This window comes from Nocardia sp. NPDC046473 (assembly GCF_040645995.1).
Classification (GTDB): Bacteria; Actinomycetota; Actinomycetes; order Mycobacteriales; family Mycobacteriaceae; genus Nocardia.
Genome location: NZ_JBEYZJ010000007.1, coordinates 80972 through 100552, shown reverse-complemented (window position 1 = coordinate 100552; position 19581 = coordinate 80972). Strand labels below are relative to the sequence as shown.

At 65.6% G+C, this 19581-nt stretch carries 16 protein-coding genes; 8 read left to right on the top strand and 8 right to left on the bottom strand.

Annotated elements, in window-relative coordinates:
* Positions 1–191: 191 nt before the first annotated feature.
* Positions 192–1178, bottom strand: a complete 987-nt coding sequence (locus ABZ942_RS25480; protein ID WP_357386087.1) for a LuxR C-terminal-related transcriptional regulator — start codon at positions 1176–1178, stop codon at positions 192–194.
* 91 nt (positions 1179–1269) lie between these two features.
* Entirely contained in the window at positions 1270–2094 is an 825-nt protein-coding gene (locus tag ABZ942_RS25475; protein ID WP_357386085.1) for a M23 family metallopeptidase, read from the bottom strand.
* Positions 2095–2342: 248 nt separating this feature from the next.
* On the opposite strand from ABZ942_RS25475, the gene ABZ942_RS25470 reads away from it, so the two are divergent.
* Positions 2343–3389 carry a nitronate monooxygenase gene (locus ABZ942_RS25470; protein ID WP_357386083.1) on the top strand — a complete coding sequence of 349 codons (1047 nt, stop codon included), beginning with the start codon at positions 2343–2345 and terminating at the stop codon, positions 3387–3389.
* A gap of 63 nt (positions 3390–3452) precedes the next feature.
* A complete protein-coding gene (locus tag ABZ942_RS25465) occupies positions 3453–3845 on the top strand; it encodes an SCO5389 family protein (protein WP_357386081.1) in 393 nt (130 codons plus the stop codon).
* Positions 3846–3905: 60 nt separating this feature from the next.
* Here the strand turns inward: ABZ942_RS25465 and ABZ942_RS25460 are convergent, their stop codons facing one another.
* The 4 genes from ABZ942_RS25460 to ABZ942_RS25445 form a co-directional block, all read right to left on the bottom strand.
* On the bottom strand, positions 3906–5543 hold the full coding sequence (locus ABZ942_RS25460; RefSeq protein WP_357386079.1) for a long-chain fatty acid--CoA ligase: 1638 nt from the start codon (positions 5541–5543) through the stop codon (positions 3906–3908).
* A gap of 30 nt (positions 5544–5573) precedes the next feature.
* On the bottom strand, positions 5574–6869 hold the full coding sequence (locus ABZ942_RS25455) for a serine hydrolase domain-containing protein (RefSeq protein WP_357386077.1): 1296 nt from the start codon (positions 6867–6869) through the stop codon (positions 5574–5576).
* 470 nt (positions 6870–7339) lie between these two features.
* Positions 7340–7879: a hypothetical protein gene (locus ABZ942_RS25450; RefSeq protein ID WP_357386075.1), complete on the bottom strand. Its 540-nt coding sequence runs from the start codon at positions 7877–7879 to the stop codon at positions 7340–7342.
* A 765-nt stretch (positions 7880–8644) separates the two neighbouring features.
* Complete coding sequence (locus tag ABZ942_RS25445; protein WP_357386073.1) at positions 8645–8947, bottom strand: antibiotic biosynthesis monooxygenase family protein; 303 nt, start codon at positions 8945–8947, stop codon at positions 8645–8647.
* A gap of 487 nt (positions 8948–9434) precedes the next feature.
* On the opposite strand from ABZ942_RS25445, the gene ABZ942_RS25440 reads away from it, so the two are divergent.
* Positions 9435–10364: a hypothetical protein gene (locus ABZ942_RS25440; RefSeq protein ID WP_357386071.1), complete on the top strand. Its 930-nt coding sequence runs from the start codon at positions 9435–9437 to the stop codon at positions 10362–10364.
* Positions 10365–11076: 712 nt separating this feature from the next.
* On the opposite strand, the gene ABZ942_RS25435 is transcribed toward ABZ942_RS25440, so the two are convergent.
* Both ABZ942_RS25435 and ABZ942_RS25430 read right to left on the bottom strand, forming a co-directional pair.
* On the bottom strand, positions 11077–12012 hold the full coding sequence (locus tag ABZ942_RS25435; RefSeq protein WP_357386816.1) for a cation diffusion facilitator family transporter: 936 nt from the start codon (positions 12010–12012) through the stop codon (positions 11077–11079).
* A 239-nt stretch (positions 12013–12251) separates the two neighbouring features.
* Positions 12252–12644, bottom strand: a complete 393-nt coding sequence (locus tag ABZ942_RS25430) for a metalloregulator ArsR/SmtB family transcription factor (protein ID WP_357386069.1) — start codon at positions 12642–12644, stop codon at positions 12252–12254.
* A 767-nt stretch (positions 12645–13411) separates the two neighbouring features.
* On the opposite strand from ABZ942_RS25430, the gene ABZ942_RS25425 reads away from it, so the two are divergent.
* The 5 genes from ABZ942_RS25425 (at position 13412) to ABZ942_RS25405 (ending at position 19519) form a co-directional block, all read left to right on the top strand.
* Complete coding sequence (locus ABZ942_RS25425; protein ID WP_357386067.1) at positions 13412–14554, top strand: acyl-CoA dehydrogenase family protein; 1143 nt, start codon at positions 13412–13414, stop codon at positions 14552–14554.
* Between the two features lie 81 nt (positions 14555–14635).
* A complete protein-coding gene (locus ABZ942_RS25420) occupies positions 14636–16117 on the top strand; it encodes an NAD(P)/FAD-dependent oxidoreductase (RefSeq protein WP_357386065.1) in 1482 nt (493 codons plus the stop codon).
* A gap of 98 nt (positions 16118–16215) precedes the next feature.
* Entirely contained in the window at positions 16216–17055 is an 840-nt protein-coding gene (locus tag ABZ942_RS25415; RefSeq protein ID WP_357386814.1) for a DUF1542 domain-containing protein, read from the top strand.
* Positions 17056–17146: 91 nt separating this feature from the next.
* Entirely contained in the window at positions 17147–18508 is a 1362-nt protein-coding gene (locus ABZ942_RS25410; RefSeq protein ID WP_357386063.1) for a S41 family peptidase, read from the top strand.
* An 87-nt stretch (positions 18509–18595) separates the two neighbouring features.
* Positions 18596–19519 (top strand): class I SAM-dependent methyltransferase, encoded by a 924-nt coding sequence (locus ABZ942_RS25405; RefSeq protein ID WP_357386061.1) that lies wholly within the window; start codon positions 18596–18598, stop codon positions 19517–19519.
* The last annotated feature ends 62 nt before the right edge of the window (positions 19520–19581 follow it).

Below are 19581 nucleotides of genomic sequence, written 5' to 3'. Positions count from 1 at the left end.
TGATCGGTGTCCACGCGTGCTGTCTTGGATTCGTACAGACCGCTGACAGCGGTCCGCGCCCCCCTATCGGCTCCTGTTCTTGATCACACATCCGCCGCTACCCCCATGGAAGCGGTGTCTTGCCAGATGCCACGGTTTATATCGGTACAGAACCGGTCGCGTTGCAGGAGTACCCGGATCGGTGAACTAGTTCACAACCAACCACGCCGGGTTGCCTGCACCCCGGCCTGGAATCGGGTGCTCGCGCCGAGCCGCTCCAGTAGTCGCGCGGTCCGGCGGACCACAGTACGCCGAGACATACCCAGCCGTCGCGCGATGGTGTCGTCGGTTGCGCCGAGACCCATCAGCGTGAGGATGGCGCGGTCACGTTCGTCGAGGGCCTCCGCGGTCGGGTTCACCGAAATGGGCGCGGCCAGCGACCACAGCACGTCGAACGTTTTGATCAGGATGTCCAGCGCGGGTGAGCCGGTGATCCGTAAGCCCATGGGGTCCGGGCGGCGTTCGTCGACGTGCAGCACCAGGCTAGCGCGTTCGTCGTCGCTGATGATCATTTTGAACGGCGGCTCCGGCAGCGTCCGCGCCTGCGCCCCACTGGCATTGGTGGACAACGCGTGGCGCAGTCGTTCCGGATCCTGATAGATAGTGTCCTGGTACAGCGTTTGGTAGCGGATGCCCTCGCCGAGCCGATTCCGCTTGAGCTGGAACAACTGTCGCTCGCGCTCGATATCGCTGAGATAGGGCCCGCGCTCGATGACCTTGACGCCGGTGCGTGCGCTGGTCTGCATCTCCTCGAAATCGGCCAGCATTTCCAGGCGTTCGAAGACCGGCACCACGGCGCCGTTGCTGCGCGGCGAGCGGCGCACCGAACGGAACGTCTCGCTGAGCCGCGCTGCGGCCGTGTGCATCTGGTTGATCTGCTGTTGTCTGCGCCGAGCCTCGGCCTCCGACAACGACTCCGGGGCATGGGCGTCCCACACCGCGGGCGCGCCCTCGCTGGCCGGCACGCGCACGGCGGCGCGCAAATCGGCAAGCACGTTCAATGATGCCGCCGCGGTCTCCTCCGAAACGCCCAGGTACTGCGCGATATCGGCGAGACTCGATCGCGGATGATGCACCAGCACGGCGTAGGTGCGCCCGTGCGGTGATCCAGGCTCGAAGATGTCGCCCAGCTCTGTCACGGCCCGAGCCTATCGACCGACCGGTCCTCATGGGGCATCCTGCCCGCCAGTGGACGGGGGGATCGACGGATTAACAAGCCGGGCAGCGGAATCAGTGCGCCGAGGGGCCCCATTGCAACGGCACTCCCTTGGCCGCCAGGTACGGCATCGGGTCGATCTTCGTGCCGTTCTGGTCCCAGATCTCCAGGTGCAGATGCGGGCCGGTGGAGTTGCCGCGGTTGCCGACGGTGGCGATCACATCGCCCGCGTTGACCCGCTGGCCTGCGTGCGCGAGCATCTCGTTGACGTGGCCGTAGACGGCGATGGTGCCGTCGTCCTGCTGCACGCGCATCCACAGGCCGAAGCCGGACGCGGGGCCCGCCTCGATCACCGTGCCGCTGCTCACCGAGTGGATGGGGGCGCCGATCTGGTCGGCGAAGTCGAGGCCGTAATGCATTTCGCCCCAACGGCTACCGAAGCCGGAGCTGATCTCGCCGCCGACCGGACGCACGGCGCCCATCGGCGCGGGCGCGGCCTGCTGCTGCACACCCTTGAGGATCTGCTCGGCCTGGGCCAGCGGGCCCGCGATCTCCGGCGGCAGGTTCTGCAGGCCGAACGGTGCGGGGGCGGGCGCGGCGATCTGGCCGGCGACCGGCACCTCGGGGGCCGGGGCCTCCGGCGCCGGGGTGGCGGCCTTGACCTGGGCGACCGGCAGAATGCCGGTGCCGCGGAAGGTCATCGGAGCGTCGGCCTCGTCACCGTCGTGCGCACCGGGCAGCAGCGGACTGGCGACGGCGGGCGCGATCTGAGAGACGGTGCCGATCAAGGCGCCTGCGGCAACCGCGACTCCGGCGGCGACCTTCACCCGCTCGGTCGCGGTCGACTCGACGCGATGCCGCGTCGGCCGACCCGAGATATCATCGCCGATGAGGCTCATGACGGTAATGGAACTGGGGCCTACCCGATGGTGCGACACAGCTGCGTCCTTGCGTCCGAAGAACAGTTGGTTCAGCGGTGCCGGGCCTGTCGCCAACCGGTTCGGTAACGATCCGATGAAGCTTGCGATGTAACGGTTTGGCATCCGTTGTGACGGGAACTCTACCTCGTCGTGACCATTCCGCAACCTTGTCCGGCAAAGACGCAGGTAAATACCGGGTCACACGTCCAGTAGGTCAGACTTGGACCGTGATCATCGATGACCTGGCAGTCCCGATCGTGCTCGCTCCGATGGCCGGCGGACCCTCTACGCCCGAGTTGACTGTCGCGGTCACCAAGGCTGGCGGCTTCGGCCTGCTGGCCGCCGGTTACCTGAGCGCGACCGACACCGCAGCCCGGATCACCGCCACTCGCGCCGCGACCGACTCCCCCTTCGGCGTCAACCTCTTCGTGCCCGGCCCGGCCACGCCCGCCGCCGCATTCGCCGACTACCTTGCCGAACTCGCGCGCGAACATCCGCTCGGCGATGCCGAGTACGACACCGACGACTGGGACGCCAAGCTCGATCTGCTCGTCGCCGATCCGGTCGCGGTCGTCTCCTTCACCTTCGGCTGCCCCACCGCCGAGGAGATCGCGCGGCTGCGTGCCGTCGGCTCCGAGACCTGGGTGACGGTGACCTCGCCCACCGAAGCGCGAATCGCGGTCGAACGCGGCGCCGACGTACTCATCGCGCAGGGCGCGGAGGCGGGTGGGCATCGCGCCACCTTCGTCGACCGGCCCGAGGACGATGCCACCGATCCGCTCAGCGTGCTGGCGCTACTGCAACTCCTGACCGCCGCGACGGACAAGCCGGTGGTGGCCACCGGCGGCATCAGCACGGGTGCGGGCATCGCCGCAGCACTCGCCGCGGGTGCTGCGGCCGTGCAACTCGGCACGGTGTTCCTGCGCTGCCCCGAGGCGGGTACCAATCCGGTGCACCGCGCCGCCCTCGCCGCCGACGCCCCGACCATGTTGACCCGCGCCTTCACCGGCCGCCGGGCCCGTGGCCTGCGCAATCAATTCATGGTGGAGCACAGCGCGACCGCGCCCGTCGCGTACCCGGAGATCCATTACGCCACCGCGCCTTTGCGGGCCGAGGCACGGGCCGCGGGTAACCCGGACAACGTCAATCTCTGGGCGGGACAGACACACACTCTGGCGCCCGAGCTACCGGCCGGCGAACTGGTCCGCACGCTCGCAGCCGATGCGAAAACCGCACTGAAAGCAGCACTTTCGCGGCGAATCCAGGATTGTTGACAACGACTTTCGATTAGAATCGGGACGCATCGCATCAGCCATCCACCCGTGGAGGAGAGCGCTATGTCCCTCGATGTCCCAGCCCCACTGCTCGAACGCGCCGAACGCGGCGAAGTCGATGACGCCGATTTCGTCGAGGTGGTCCGCCAGTCGCTGCCCTACGCCTACGAAGTCGTCAGCCGGGTTGCCGGTGAACTGCGTTCCGGCACCGAAGAATACGCCGACAACCTGGTCGCGCCGCCGGACGAGGTGGCACGTGGGCAGCTGCTGCGCGCCATGGCCTCCGACGCGATCCGCGGCGGGCTGGAGCGGCACTTCGGCGTGAAGCTCGCCTTCCAGAACTGCCATCGGGTGGCCGCCTTCCCGCTTTCCGCGGTCGGTGGCGAGACCTACAGCACGTTCATCGGGACCAGGGCCCAGCTGCTGAATCAGAGCCCGGAACTGCGCAACTGCTGATCAACGCACAGACAAGCCCGGCGCGGCAAGCGAATTCAGGCCGCGCCGGGCAGTCCGCGATCAGGACAGCGTGGTGACCGTCAGGTCGCCATCGGCGTACTGGGCGCGCAGGCGCTTCTTGTCGAACTTGCCGACGCTGGTCTTGGGCACCTCGGCGATGAACGTCCAGCGTTCCGGCAGTTGCCATTTCGCGAACTTGTCGGCGAGGAAGTCGCGCAGCTCGTCGGCCTTCGCCGCAGCACCCTCGACGAGCACGATCGCCACCAGCGGCCGCTCGTCCCATTTCTCGTCCGGCACCCCGATCACCGCCGCCTCGGCGACGGCCGGGTGACCCATCACGGCGTTCTCCAGGTCCACCGACGAAATCCATTCGCCGCCGGACTTGATCACGTCCTTGGACCGGTCCACCAGGGTGAGGTAGCCGTCCTTGCTGATCTTGCCGACGTCACCGGTGCGCAGCCAGCCGTCGTCGAACTTGTCCGGGTCGACTACGGTGCCGTCCGGTGAGTAGTAGGAGCCGGTGATCCACGGACCACGAACCTCCAACTCGCCCAGCGCTTCTCCGTCGTTCGGCACCACCGTGCCGTCGTCGCCGACCAGCCTGGCCTGCACGCTCGCCGGGAACCGGCCCTGGGTGTAGCGGTACTCCCACTCGTCCTCGCCGGTCACCCCGGTCGGCGGATGCGCGACGCTGCCGAGCGGGGACGTCTCGGTCATGCCCCACGCGTGCAGGATGCGCACGCCGTGCTTTTCCTGGAAGGCCCGCATCATCGACGGCGGCACCGCGGAGCCACCGACCACCGCCGTGCGCAGATGCGTGATGTCCTGCGGGTGCGCGGCCAGGCCGGCCAGCACACCGCCCCAGATGGTCGGCACCGCGGCGGCGAACGTCGGCTTCTCGGCCGCCATCATCTCCAGCAGCGGGCCCGGCTGCAGGAACCGGTCCGGCATCAGCACATTCGCGCCCGACATCAGCGCCGCGTAAGGGATGCCCCACGCGTTCGCGTGGAACAGCGGGACGATGGCGAGGATCGTGTCGCGGCCGGTGAAGGCCATGCCGCTGGGCGAACACACCTGCATCGCGTGCAACCAGTTCGAGCGGTGCGAATACACCACGCCCTTCGGGTCGCCGGTGGTGCCGGAGGTGTAACACATTGCCGCGGCGGACCGTTCGTCGATCACCGGGAAGTCGTAGGTATCCGGCTGCGTGGCAAGGAGTTCGGTGTAGGAGTGCACCTGCACGCCGTCGGGGGCGGACAGCGTCGACGCGTCGCCGTTGACCACGATGACGTGCCGGACCGTCGTCAGGTTCGGCAGGTACTGGGCGAACATCGGCAGCAGCGTGCCGTCGACCAGCACCACCTTGTCCTCGGCATGGTTGGCCACATAGACCAGCTGGTCCGGGAACAGCCGGATGTTGAGCGCGTGTAGCACCGCGCCCATCGCCGGTGCCGCGATGTAGGCCACCAGGTGCTCGTTGTTGTTCCACATGAAGGTGCCGACTCGATCGCCGATGCCGATGCCCAACTCGCGCAACGCGTTCGCCAGCCGCGCCGCGTCCGCGCCGACTTCGCGATAGGTCATGGTGCGCACGCCCGTACCGGTCCAGGTGGACACGGTCGAATCGCCGACAAACGTCGATGCGTAGCGCAGCAACGTCGCCAGCGACAACGGCTCGTCCTGCATAGTGCTCAACATCGGAACTCCTTTTTCTTCAGTGACTTCCACTCAGAAAGCCAAGTCTGTTTCGGCCACCTTCGGCGTTTCCGACGTGATCCCGTACAGCAGCGCGACCCAGCGGATCAGCTCGGGATACAGGATCGGTTTACCGCTGGTCAGCACGGCGCACGACAGTGCGCGCTCGGGGTCGGCCCAGGCCGCGTTGTTGGTGAAGCCGAGATGGCCGAAGGCTTTACGGGTGTCGGGGCCGTACAGGCTCACCACCCGACCGCCGAGCATCGGGCCGTAGCCGAAGCCGAAGTTCATGCCGAGCGACAGGTCGGGTTCGATCCGTGACTGCGGAACCAGGGCCGCTGCAATGGTTTCCGGCCGCATCACCCGGACACCGTCGAGTTCGCCGCCGCGCCGGAAGATCTCGTAGAAGCGGCTCAGCTCGTTCGCGGTGCTGACCACGTTCGCGGCGGGCGCGATGACGCCGAGATAGGCGGGGTCGTTGCCGGTTTCGACGGCCTCCGCGAAGGACACCCCGAGCAGCCGTTCCATCGCGAGCGACAGCGGCGGCAACGGCGTGAGGCCGGTCCGGTAGTTCCTGGCGAGGAGGGGGAAATCTTGCGGCGCCACACCGTAATTGGTCCAGCGGAACGACAGTGGGCGCAGAATCTCCTCGTCCAGGACGGTGCGGATGTCCTTGCCGGTCACACGGTGGACTACCTCGCCGAGGATGAATCCGCCGGATAGTGCGTGGTAGGACTGGAATCGGCCGGGCGGCACGGATGGCCGTACCGCGCACAGATTCCGTACCAGTAGTTCACGATCCGCGACGGCCTCGGCCGTCAACGCCTCCCTCGGCAAGTTCGCCACCCCGGATCGGTGCGCGAGCACCTGCCCAACGGTGATGGATTCCTTACCGTGGCAACCGTATTCGGGGATGTACCGGCAGATCGGCGCGTTCAGCTCGATCAGTCCGCGATCGACGAGCAGATGCACGACGAACGCCGTGACGCCCTTCGAGGCCGAGTAGGTGACGAACGGCGTGCTCGGGGTGGCGAGCACCTTCGGCGTCTCGACGTCGTCGTCCGGGCCGTTGCCGAGTGCGTGACCGAGCGTTCGGTCGAACACGACCACTCCATGCCGACGTATACACACCTGGACGGCCGGATGGACGCCGCTGCGGTACACCACCTGCATCCGCCGCCAGATCCGCTCGGCATAGTCGGACGGCAACCCGAGAGCAGCCGGCTCGGCCTCGGCGCCGATGGACGCGACGGACTCGAGATCGTCCGGGATCCGGCTCCGATGGAGCAGGTCAGGCAGCTTCGAGAGGTTCCGGACGCGCGTCAGCATGGTTCAGCACATACCAACCATGAGCCACATCACATGCCGAATGCTACCGAAGAGTAAAGCCGCCCGGACAGGGCTTGCCCGCCTCTCCGCGTATTCAGGCCGGACTCAGGCGCTGCGAAAGTTTCGTCGGCGGCCGACGGGGGCATCGTGGGTGGTTCAGCCCGGGCCCGGCGAGCCACCATAAATGCTGGCACGTGGCAGAAACAACAGCACCCCCGACGTAGCGTCGGGGGTGCCTCTGCTCGGGAACCTGGTCTGTCGCAGTGGGTACTACCCGGTTCGTAGCCGTGTCACGTCCGCGACGGCGGGGCCGAGTTTGGTTTGGATCACTGCGGCCATTTCCGGGTGTACACGTTGCGGAACGCGCGGCGATTGCCGCCACGGTGTCGCCAACGAGTCGCTCGAGCTGATTCCGGCCTCCGGCAGAACAACACTCGCCGGTAGGCGGACTCCCCGAGCTCCCCGCCGTCTCAGTTCAGCATATCTACAAGCACTTTTCGACTGATTTCATCATCACCTATCGTCGGGACGAACACGACGTGCAATTGGACTTTTTGATCGTTGTCAGCCCAATTGCCGGTGTGCACAAAGTTACTTGTCCGCTCCTGAGTGGAACCGCAGGTCTCGTTGTAGATTCGCACGTCACGCTTGGCCCACCATTTATCGTCGGTGGTCTTTCCATTCAAATAGACCTCGAATCTGCCGTTGACGCAGTCGGCGTCCAGATGCAGACTGATCGTGAACTTCTTGGTGTTTTTGTCGACCGTGATGGTTCCCGCCGCACCGATACGCCTACAGGTGTGGGCACAGTTATACGTCTTGTCCGGAATATCGACGTTCTTCGTGATCACCGAGGAGTCCTGCGCACTCTTCGCTATCGGCGCTGGATGTGCCACTCCGGCAAGTACACCTGCGGCAACGGCAAGCGTGCCCATCATGAGACTCGCAGTGACAGCTCGCGCGGGAACCCTGCGGTGCGGGCGCAGCAGAGACTTCACTTCGAACTTCATACAACGCCTTTCTATTACGTGGATCGGATTACACACATTCGAACAGAAGGAATGGAACCGGGCGTTTCGATGAAAGCGAGACGAGGAAACTATTCTTGCCGCTAGCAAAGCGTAGACTGCCTGGCACCGTAGCGCATCACACCCGGTAGAACAAAACACCAGCCATCCCACCGCGAGCCCGGAGGGCAAAAGTGAATCACCCAATAGCCAAATAGTCGATGGGTCGAAATCGAGGCCATCCGCACTACTCTCGGCAACGAATACATCTGTTGCCTGGTCATCGGGGATCGCGGGTATTATCCCGCCCCCCCTGGGGCATGATCACTGGCGTGGGCGTTCACACCGACCACCTCGTGAGCACGGGCCTCGCGGAACTGGTGCGGTCATCGATGATGCGGGTGCCGCCCCACGGGCATCCATTGGGATCACCGCGCCGAATGCCATGGTGTGCGCAGCGATTCGGTTCGCGGCGATCGGCACCCAATGCATGCACAGCCGGAACAGGCAGATCAGGACGCCCGGTCGCATGTCGTTTGCCGCCGTTGTGGGCCTACCACGTTGCCAGTCCTGGCCCCCACCGACAGCTTGTGATTCGTTGAGAGAACATCTTCATATTTGCCACGTAGATCGATCATGGCCACAGCAGCTAGATGTCCGGAAATGCCGATTACACGGTGTTTCGAGGGCAACTGACCAGCCACAATTCGATCCAACGACACACATCAGATGTGTCAGCACTCACTTACGTAGATGCCGGTGCGAGTATCAGCTCGCGGTCACCGCGCCAACGGTCTGGACCAGCTCAAACGACCCGGCCTCCGCCTTAGCCAAGCCCAGAACCTTTCCGACCGCATTACGCAACCCCTCTTCTGCCATCGCAGCCCGATGTGCGGCGGCGTCCGCCCACACTGCCGTCTCGACGTAAATCCGGCTGTCGTCGGTGGAGCGGTACAGCTGGTAGGAGTGGAATCCTGGCTGGCGCACCATGTGCTCGATTACATTGCCGATTGCCCTTTCGAATTCGACGGTGTCGTCGGTGACGGTCAACCGGTTGATGAAGTTGTACACGGTGCGCTCCTTGTCGTGTTTCTCGCTGGGCCAGTTCTGGTTCGTCATGGGGTCTGATTTTCTAGTTGAAGGCTAGTCGGTTACCGATCTTTCTCTTCGCGCTATGAAGGTGCGTCCGCGTGGCGAGGTACAGACCTGCGATGCGGTTCGGCCTTCCGTGCGCGTTGGTCAGGACGATGCCTGGCTTGTTGAATACCTTCCAGTGTCGGAGCCTGGTTTCGTCCTCACCGATGGGGACCGCTGTTTATCAAATTTCACTCATGCATGCGCAGAATTTGCACCGTGCCGACTGGCCACACTGAGCCGATACCGAAGTCATGGCTGCGGCTGGCTGGTAGGTTCGCTAGATCAGGGCACAGACGCGTCAAAAAGATGCGGCCGGGAAATTTCGCCGAGAATTCCGGGAACAGTGACCCGCAAATTCGAGGACGAGAAAGACAGCCTGATTCGTGACTGCGGGTCGGGTCATTCGAGCGGGAGGTACGCGATGTTCGCAGTGGTCGGTGGACGACGGCTCGTTGCGGTGCTGGCCGGTGGTGTACTGGCCGTTTCGCTGTCCGGGCAACCGGGGGTCGCGGACTCGTTCGTCACTACCGACGGCGGGTTTCCTCCTTGCGTCTACAACCTGTCGATCCTCGACGGCGGTAGCGGAGCCCCGCGCCCGGCAGCGACGTTCAGCGACCCGTTCACCGCCCCGCGGGCACAGGACTGGTGCTCACAAAACACCGGAACCGCCTCGATCCTGACCACCCCGACCGGTATGGAGTTGTCCATTCCCGCGACCTTGCAGTCGCACCTGTCCGATCAGAAGCCGCCACTGGTCGGTGACAATGCCGAGTTGCTGCCGTTCGTCAGCTTCGATCCGGGCATGACGATGGCCACCCGGATCAAGGTGCCCGACGGCGCTCAGCTCAAGGGCACAACGGGGTGGGGTCTGTCCAACCGGAACTTCAATCCGAAACGGGTCGAACTGGCCTGGTTCGCTTGGTGGGGTCCGAACGGACCGGTGAGCAATGCGCTGGCGCCAGTCTTGAACGTCCTGAACACGACGTTCTTCAACACTACCGACCCCATCGGTTTCTTCATCATGGTCAAGCGAGCCGATGAGGACCAGATCCGGCTCCAGCGACTGGATCCGGCACTGCTGAACGAATTCCATTCCTACGGCATCAAGTTGAGCACCGACAAGGTCGACTTCTTCATCGACGAGGAATCGGTCGGCTCGTTCGACAACCCGCCCCAGGGCGAGGGAAAGTTCCTGAACGGGCAGCGCTCGCCGCTGCTGTTCCAGACCTGGATCGACGCCAAGCCGTGGCCGCTGCCGCTCGTACCCGAAATCGACGACCGCGGCTTCGTCAACTACATGACCGGCTACCACCAAGGCCCGATCGAGTCGACATCCCTGGCCTACCCCTGAACCATTCGCCACATACGGCGCAGCCCGGCGCCCGAGCGCACGCAATAATTCGCACATCCGGAGGATTTATTAATAAAAGTGCTGCAGCAGAATAGTGCATCAATGACGGTAGCGACTTCGTCCAGTACAAAAGACTGCGTCGAGGTCGTTTCGATAATGCCGTACCGCATCGCCGCTACATCGGCCGGATTGATCGTGGTATGCAACGCGCGGTAATGCCGCGTATCGGTGGTTCGGAAGCACGGCGTCCGCGAATCAACAGCGTGACAACCAGTTCTACTTTTGTACTGCCGTGGTGGTTCACGACTGGCAACGAGGTGGTCTCACAACGGCGGCAAACGACAGTCTCGTCGCGGAGACTGTCACGAGGCACTGCGAGCGGCATACCCCTCTGCCCCTGCTGTAGTGATGCCGGAACATGCACGGTGGTTGTCCCCGCAGTTGCTGGCTGATCTTCACTGTTTGTCACTAATCCCGCCATTAAATGACCGACGTCAGCCAACGACGCCCACTGATGCCGACACCACTGTTCAATTTCACATGCCAATTTGGATGCGATTCAACGTATCCGCAGCTCAGGGGGTAATAATCGCAATCGCAATCAGCGCCACTTGCTCTTGACAACAACGCCAACCGCCAGTTAAGCCCATGTAAGTACATGGAGTTACCCACGTGCTCACGAAATCAGCTGTTGACCTGGTATCGGCGCCGCCTACCCGACGTGGGCAGGGTAGGCGTGCACGACGGCCGTGTTGAGCTTGGGGACGACGTGGGCGAGGGTGTGCTCGGCCTCGTGGGCGACGCGGTGGGCGTCGGCAAGGGTGATGGTCGGGGCGACATCAAGTTCCACATCGGCGTGCAGCCGGTGCCCTATCCAGCGCATCCGCAGGCTGCGTACGCCCTGCACGTCCGGTTCGGCGGCGAGGGCCTGTTCGGCGGCGGACACCAGGCCAGGCTCGACCGCATCCATCAGGCGGCGCAGCACATCTCGGGCCGCCGTGCGCAGCACCGCGAGGATGGCAACGGTGATCAGCAGGCCGACGATCGGGTCCGCGAGAGGGAAGCCGAGTGCGACGCCTGCCGCGCCGACCAGCACCGCCAGTGAGGCGAAGCCGTCGGTGCGGGCGTGCAGACCGTCGGCGATCAGGGCGGCCGAGCCGATCTGCCGCCCCACCCGAATGCGGTACAGCGCGACGGTCTCGTTGCCGAGGAAGCCGATCACGCCCGCGAGGGCGACCCAGCCGAGATGCTCGATCGGCACCGGCGAGATCAATCGGCGGACCGCCTCGTAACCGGCGATCAGGGCCGACAGCGCGATCATCGCGACGACGAACAGACCCGCGAGATCCTCGGCGCGACCGAATCCGTAGGTATAGCGCCGGGTGGCGGCGCGCCGCCCGAGCGCGAAGGCGATCCACAGCGGCACCGCCGTCAACGCGTCGGAGAAATTGTGAATAGTGTCTGCCGCCAACGCCACTGACCCGGATACCGCGACCACCAGCACCTGCAGCACCGCGGTCACACCGAGCACCATCAGGCTGATCTTCACCGCCCGAATACCGACGGCGCTGGCCGCCAGCGCGTCATCGACGCTGTCGGCCGCGTCGTGGCTGTGTGGCACGAAGATCTCGCGCATGACTCCGCGCAATCCCTTCGGATGCTCGTGGGTGTGCTCGCCATGTGTGTGCTGGTGCGCGAAACCTCCATGATTCCGGTGGCTTTCGCCGTGCGGGTGGGGCGACGCGTGGTCATGGACGTGCCCGGATTTCTTGCTGTGCCCGTGACTGTGCTCGACCCCTTCGCCGTGTCCGTCGTCGCTGTGCTGATCCTTCGTATTCACCACGTCACGCTCCGAAATCCGTTGCCCAGTACCCTGTTTCGTGCAGGTCATTCCGCTGTTCCGGTCCGGTGCGTCGGCAGCTCACGTACGGCGTCACCACGGTGGTGCGGCGGCACGCCGGGACCCGCGTGCTCGGCGTTGTGCACGGCGTCCACGACCAGCTGCCGGATGTGCTCGTTCTCCAGGCTGTAGTAGATCGTGGTGCCGGAGCGGCGCGTGCTGACCAGGCGCGCCATCCGCAGCTTGGCCAGGTGCTGGGAGACCGAGGGCGCGGGTTTGCCGATGTAGCCCGCGAGGTCGTTCACCGACAGTTCGCGGTCGACGAGCGCCCACAGCACCTGGACCCGGGTCGCGTCGGCCAGCATCCGGAAAACCTCGACAACCAGGCCCACCTGATCCTCCGCCAGCAGCGGTCGACCTTCCTGGCTATCTGCATTCATACGCAGATAATAGACCAGCCGAATGGGCCATGACTACCTCGAATTACCGAAGCAATCCCCACCGGACCGGAATGGCGGCGACACCCCCTGCGTGGCCGCCGACATGCCGGTCCGTCCCCATCGAACCGTTCACTGTCTTAGTCGCTTTGGCGCTACTGCGCCAGCTAACCTGCCGAACAACATCCGAATGAGACAAAACCCGGCATCCGACCGCTGCCGGACAACTGGCGGCTACCGGCGTGACCAGCGCGAATTCACCCACGCCGCAGCAAGGCTCGCGCCCGCGAAATGCAATTACATTTGCACGCCTATAGAAGGCCGACCGGTCGTCTATGTCGGATTTACCGACAGGCTACTCAACCGCGAGCCTGGCGCGGTGCGCCGAGCCGGTGTGCCGGATTCGCGCGCCCGATCGGATACAGGCTGGTCTGATCGGCCAAGTCCGGCAAGAAGAACCCGGCCACCGGCCGCCCCCCGCATCGCCGTGACGACCGACGCGCCGCGCCGATGCCGGTTCGGCCAGCAGGAACGGCATGCTCGGCGCCACCAGTGCGAGCACGACGATCGTCAGGCGACTGCGAGGGATACCGCGCACCTTCGAATTCCTTCCAGCGGGGATCGTATCGAATGTACCGCCCGCCGGATGCGAACGGGCACAGTAGGTTCCACGCGCCATGAGCGATCGGTCACAACCGTCACCCGACTTGCCCGCCCGGTCGGTAGCGGTCCGGCGCCCAGAGCGGGGGTCCGCTCGCTAGCGTAGGGGTATGCCAGTGGATCGAATGCTGCCGACGTCCGAGGCTCGGGACCTGCTCGAGCTGACCCGCGATATCGCCGACAAGGTGCTCGAGCCGCGGGTGGTCGAGTGCGAGAAGACCGGGACCTTCCCCGACGGCGTCTTTCCCGCCCTCGGCGCGGCCGGCCTGCTGAGCCTGCCGTATCCCGAGGAATTCGGCGGCGGCGCCCAGCCCTACGAGGTGTACCTGCAGGTGCTGGAGGAACTCGCGGCCCGCTGGGCGGCGGTCGCGGTGGCGGTCAGCGTGCACAGTCTGTCCTGCCATCCGCTGTTCACCTTCGGCACCGACGAGCAGCAGCAGCGCTGGCTCGCCGACATGCTGTCCGGCGAAACCGTCGGCGCCTACAGCCTTTCCGAGCCGCACGCGGGTTCCGATGCGGCCGCGTTGCGGTGCAAGGCGACGAAAGTCGAAGGCGGATACCGGATCAACGGCGCGAAGGCGTGGATCACCAACGGTGGCCGCGCCGATTTCTACACGCTGTTCGCGCGGACCGGCGAAGGCTCACGGGGCATTTCGTGCTTCCTGGTGCCGCGCGACACCGAGGGCTTGAGCTTCGGCAAGCCCGAGGAGAAGATGGGCTTGCGCGCCGTGCCGACCACCACCGCCGCCTACGACGACGCGTTCCTGCCCACCGAACGACTGATCGGCGAAGAGGGTCAAGGACTTTCGATCGCCTTCAGCGCCCTCGACTCCGGCCGCCTCGGCATCGCCGCCGTCGCAACAGGTTTGGCGCAGCGCGCGCTCGACGACGCGGTCGCCTACGCCAAGGAACGGGAAGCGTTCGGCCGCCACATCATCGATCACCAGGGCCTCGGCTTCGTGCTTGCCGACATGGCCGCCGCCGTCGATTCGGCCCGTGCCACCTACCTCGACGCGGCCCGCCGCCGCGACGCCGGACTCCCCTACTCGCGCCAGGCCAGCGTCGCGAAGCTCATCGCCACCGATGCCGCCATGAAGGTCACCACCGACGCCGTCCAGGTCCTCGGCGGCTATGGCTACACCCAGGACTTCCCGGTCGAGCGCTACATGCGCGAGGCCAAGGTCATGCAGATCTTCGAGGGCACCAACCAGATCCAGCGGCTCGTGATCGCCCGCCAGCTCGCGGGGAACTGACCGTCGCCTTGTGGCCGAAAATGCCGATTCCTTGACCGCGGATCTCTTCGGACCTGCGGGTTCGGCATTTAGGCTCGGATCATGACAACGCCGTCCATCATCATCATCGGAGCGGGGTTCGCCGGGCTCGGCGTGGCGCTCGAGCTGCGGCGGGCCGGGCTCGACTCGTTCACCATCCTGGAACGCGCCGCCGATCTGGGCGGCGTATGGCGGGAGAATACCTATCCCGGTGCCGCGTGCGACGTGCCATCGCCGCTGTACTCCTGGTCGTTCGAACCCAAATCCGATTGGCCACGGCGGTTTTCGGAGCAGCGTGACATCCACGCGTACATGCGCGGTGTCGCCGAGAAGCACGATCTCGCGCGGTTCATCCGGTTCGGCACCGAGGTGACCGACGCCGAGTTCGACGAGCAGACCGGGCGATGGACGGTCAGCACGACCGACGGTGCGCGGCTGACCGCGGACGTGCTGGTGCCCGCGGTGGGGCAGCTGTCGCGCCCTGCCATGCCGAACATCCCCGGCATCGACACCTTCGCCGGCCCCGCGTTCCACTCCGCCGAGTGGGATCACACGGTCGACCTCACCGGCAAGCGCGTCGCCTGCATCGGCACCGGAGCCAGTGCGATCCAATACATTCCGCGCATTCAGCCCGAGGCCGCGCACCTCACGCTGTTCCAGCGCTCGGCGGCCTGGGTGCTGCCGAAGTTCGATACCGAATACAGCACTGCCCACAAGGCGGTGTTCAAGTACCTGCCGCCGACCCGGCTGGCCGAACGGTTCGCGATCTGGTCGCTGTTCGAGGTGCTCGCGCTGGCGCTGACCGACATTCCGGCGATGAAGACGCCGGTGATCGCGCTGGCCGACCGGCATCGAGTCAAGCAGGTCCCCGACGCCGAACTGCGCGACAAGCTGACTCCCGACTACGCGGCCGGTTGCAAACGCGGCCTGTTCTCCAACGAGTACTTTCCGGCCTTGGCCCAACCGAACGTCACGGTGGAGACCACCGCGATCGAGGCGATCACGCCCACCGGCATCCGCACCGCCGACGGCGTCGAGCACGAGGTCGACGTCATCGTCTACGGCACCGGGTTCAAGGGCACCGAGTTCCTCGCGCCGATGAATATCTACGGCGTAGGCGGCCGCAAGTTGGCCGACGTCTGGGGCGACGAGGGGGCGCGCGCCTTCCTGGGCTTGTCCGTGCCGAACTTCCCGAACCTGTTCATGATGTACGGCCCGAACACCAATGTCGGCTCCGGTTCGATCATCTACATGCTGGAATCGCAGGCGCGCTACATCCGGCAGGTGGTGCAGTACCTCACCGACCGGCCGGGCCGCTACCTCGCCGCCCGCGCGAACGCCGAACAGCAGTGGGACGACTGGCTGCAGCGGCGGCTGAAAGACACGCCGTGGAACTTCTGTTCCAGCTGGTATCGCAACGCGGCGGGCCGCATCACCAACAACTGGCCGGGCGCGACCGTGCTCTATCGCTGGAAGACAAAGGCTTTCGACCTGGCCGACTACGACGAGACGCAGGCCGAACGGCCACTGGCCGCAGCGCACTAGCTTTCGTACCGCGCCGTCTGTTTTCAGCTGGATCTCAGCAAGTGCCCAGTAAACTGGACATTGTTCCGGACCCGGCAATGGAAGAGGTACGCACGGTGTTGTGGCTACTGATCGTCGTGGTGATCGTGGCGGTGGGCGCCCTCATCGTGGTGCAATCCCGGCAGAGCAAGCAGCGCACGGCCAACGAGCTCGCCGACGCCTTGGCCGACGCCCGCCAGGTCAACGAGCGGCTCGGCGGGCAGATCTACAACCTCACCGGCTCGAACGAGGCGGCCAAGCAGGCCCTGGTCGACGCGTCCGAGCGGCAGCTCGCCGCCGGATCGCAGCTCGATCAGGCGCGCACGCCCGCGCAGGCGCGGTTGGCGAAGCAGACCGCGCTGGAAGGGCTCTATTACATTCGGGCCGCCCGCAGTGCGATGGGCATGGATCCCGGACCCGACGTTCCCGCTCTGGACGGGCAGAACGCGGCGGGCAAGGTCACCGAGAACCGAGTCGTCGAGCACGACGGCCGGGAGATCACGGCCTCGCCGGATCCGTCCGCCGCGACGCCGAACTACTACCCCGGCGGACGGGTCGCGGGGCGCCCGGTGCCCGCGGGGTGGTACTCCGAGCCGTGGTGGAAGCCCGCGTTGATCGGTGGGGCCTGGGGTCTTGGTTCAGCGCTGCTGTTTTCGTCGCTGTTCTCCGGGATGTCCGGAGTCGGGTACGACGCGCAAGGGTTCGAGAGCGGGTATGGGGACGGATATCAGGACGGGTTGGCTGCCGGGGGCAGTGACAGCGGGTACGACGCGAGCGGGGACGTCGGCGGCTCCGGTGATACCTCCGGATACGACTCCGGCAGTGACGCAGGCGGATTCGACGGTGGCGGTTGGGACGGCGGCGGGTTCGACAGCGGCGGGTTCGATGGCGGTGGCGGGTTCGATGGCGGCAGTTTCTGAGCGGGTCTAGTTCGCCGTACGGCTAGCCACACCCTCGACCCGCCTGGCTGCACGGTTGCCGTGGCACCCTGCCGTGCCGGACGGTGGACGAATGATCATGCAGCGCAGGAGAACCGCAGTTGTTGCCGCCGCATTGGTAGGCGTCGGCACGATCACCACGGCATGCGGGAACGCGGCAGCCGATTTTCCGACCGGGTTCTGGCAGGTGGACGACTACGGCAGTGCACTGTCCGTGCACGGCGACACTCTGGAGACCTACCAGCTCACCGCGCTCAGCTGCCTGAAGGACGAGACTGCCGCCCGCTCCGGAAACCCGGGCAGGTACGTCACGCAGGGCAAGGACGTGCTCACCCTGCGGCCCGCTGACCAGGATCGGGCCACGCTGCACATCGACGGATCGCCGGGCGACCGCACCCTCCGGCGACTTCCGGCCTTGCCGACAACATGCACCGGCACTACCGAGCCCGCCGCCTTCGACGTCTTCTGGCAGACGTTCCAGGAGAACTATCCGTTCTTCGCGGCGAAAGGCATTGACTGGCAACAGGTTCGGGACCGCTTCCGGGATCGCGCCAACCTTGCCGAGCAGCGCGGCGACGACGCCGAACTCTTCGCGGTATTGCGGGACATGATCGCACCGCTGAACGACGCACACGTTGTCGTGTCGGCGGGTGACACCGGATTCTTCGGTGTAGGCAGGCCGGGCACTGCCATCCCGAGCCCGCAACTCGACCAGCAGGTCAAAGAGTTCGTCCAACGTCGCGACCTGCGGCACCCGCTCACCGAATACGCCAACGGCCGCATCGGCTACGCGGACCTGCCCGGACAGGACTACGGCTACCTCCGGGTCTCCTCGTTCAGCGGCTACACCACCGACCGGACCTTCGCCGCCGACAGCGCCGAACTCGACCGCGCCCTCGACGCGATATTCACTGCGGACCGGCTCTCCCGGCTGCGCGGACTGATCCTCGACCTACGCATCAACGGCGGCGGCTCAGACAGTCTCGGCCTGGAACTGGCCGCCCGCCTCACCGACCGGCCATATTTCGCCTACGCCAAGAAGACTCGCACCACCGACCCTCAGCCGCAGCGGGTCACCCCTGCCCGTGCCGGTTTCGCGGGCCCCATCGCGATACTGACCGGCGGCTCCACGGTCAGCGCCGGCGAGACCTTTACCCAGGCAATGCTGGAACGCCCTTCGCGCACAACAAGAATCGGCCAACCGACCCAGGGCGTCTTCTCCGATGTGATGGAGCGCAAGCTGCCCGGCGCCGCGCACGCGGACTGGTGGTTCGGTGTGCCGAACGAGGAATTCCTGACCTCCGACGGACGGACCTTCGACGGCGCGGGCGTCCCACCCGAGTTCACCGAGCCGGTCTTCACCGACGAGGAATTCGGCCAGCAGCGCGACTCCGCCTTCGACCGCGCGGTCCGCTGGCTGACCAGCGGCTCTTGACGTCGGGTCGAAACTGTCTGAGACTGTCAGCATCTCGAATCCGGATTGGCCGGCGGCAACCGGTCGAGAGCAATGCTGGGAGGGCTCATGACGCTGACCACAGCCGATATTCCGGTCGAGGACCTGCGCACTCGATCGCGCCGTTGGGCCACGGAATGCTACGAGTGGTCGAAGGTGCCGTTCCTGCCGCCCAACGAGCGAGTCGGCCGGGTCTACGACGTAGTCGGCCCGCAGAACCTCTTCGGCGAGGACTCGCTGTTCATCAATCTCGGCTACTGGCGCGACAATCCGGCCACCCTCGACGAGGCGAGCAAGGACCTGGCCCGGCTGGTGGCCCGCGAGGCCGAACTCGGCCCCGACGACATCCAACTCGACGTCGGCTTCGGCTACGGTGACCAGGACTTCCTGTGGGCCGAGGAATTCAAGCCCAAGCAGATCATCGGCATGAACATCGCCGTCGAACAGATCGAGATCGCCAGCAGACGCGCCGCCGAACTCGGCCTCGACCACCGCATCCGCTACGAATACGGCTCCGCGATCGACCTGCCGCGCGAGAACGAATCCTGCACCAAGGTGACCGCCCTCGAATCCGCCTTCCATTTCCCTTCGTACACAAAGTTTTTCGCCGAGGCCTATCGAGTACTACAGCCCGGCGGCAAACTCGTCACCGCGGACATCGTCCCGCGCACCAACCGCGCCGCCAAGGCCATCGTCCGCCTGTCCGACCGCCCCGGCGTCCGCCGCCTCCCCGGCACCCTGCGCGAACGCGACTTCTTCGACATCCACCACTACCGCCAGGCCCTCACCGACGCCGGCTTCAGCAACGTCACCACCTACTCCATCCGCCGCGAGGTCTACGCCCCCCTCGCCACCTACCTCACCAAACGCCTCCGCGACCAAGACATGCGCCGAGTAAACCCCGCCCTCCGCCTGGCCTTCAGCCGCCCCGGCCTCACCCTCTGGGGCCCCTGGGCCGACTACATCATCGCCGTAGGCACCAAGAAACCCTGACCAACGAATCCGTTTCGGCCTCAGCGCCTCGACCCGGTAGACTCCCCGACGTCCCGGTCTCC

Excerpts from the sequence above, each read along its gene's own strand:
- ABZ942_RS25425 (WP_357386067.1), top strand. The coding sequence starts at position 13,412 with ATGCCAGTGGATCGAATGCTGCCGACGTCCGAGGCTCGGGACCTGCTC.
- ABZ942_RS25460 (WP_357386079.1), bottom strand. The coding sequence starts at position 5,543 with ATGTTGAGCACTATGCAGGACGAGCCGTTGTCGCTGGCGACGTTGCTG.
- ABZ942_RS25430 (WP_357386069.1), bottom strand. The coding sequence starts at position 12,644 with ATGAATGCAGATAGCCAGGAAGGTCGACCGCTGCTGGCGGAGGATCAG.
- ABZ942_RS25420 (WP_357386065.1), top strand. The coding sequence starts at position 14,636 with ATGACAACGCCGTCCATCATCATCATCGGAGCGGGGTTCGCCGGGCTC.
- ABZ942_RS25440 (WP_357386071.1), top strand. The coding sequence starts at position 9,435 with ATGTTCGCAGTGGTCGGTGGACGACGGCTCGTTGCGGTGCTGGCCGGT.
- ABZ942_RS25465 (WP_357386081.1), top strand. The coding sequence starts at position 3,453 with ATGTCCCTCGATGTCCCAGCCCCACTGCTCGAACGCGCCGAACGCGGC.
- ABZ942_RS25405 (WP_357386061.1), top strand. The coding sequence starts at position 18,596 with ATGACGCTGACCACAGCCGATATTCCGGTCGAGGACCTGCGCACTCGA.
- ABZ942_RS25475 (WP_357386085.1), bottom strand. The coding sequence starts at position 2,094 with ATGAGCCTCATCGGCGATGATATCTCGGGTCGGCCGACGCGGCATCGC.
- ABZ942_RS25450 (WP_357386075.1), bottom strand. The coding sequence starts at position 7,879 with ATGAAGTTCGAAGTGAAGTCTCTGCTGCGCCCGCACCGCAGGGTTCCC.
- ABZ942_RS25410 (WP_357386063.1), top strand. The coding sequence starts at position 17,147 with ATGATCATGCAGCGCAGGAGAACCGCAGTTGTTGCCGCCGCATTGGTA.
- ABZ942_RS25455 (WP_357386077.1), bottom strand. The coding sequence starts at position 6,869 with ATGCTGACGCGCGTCCGGAACCTCTCGAAGCTGCCTGACCTGCTCCAT.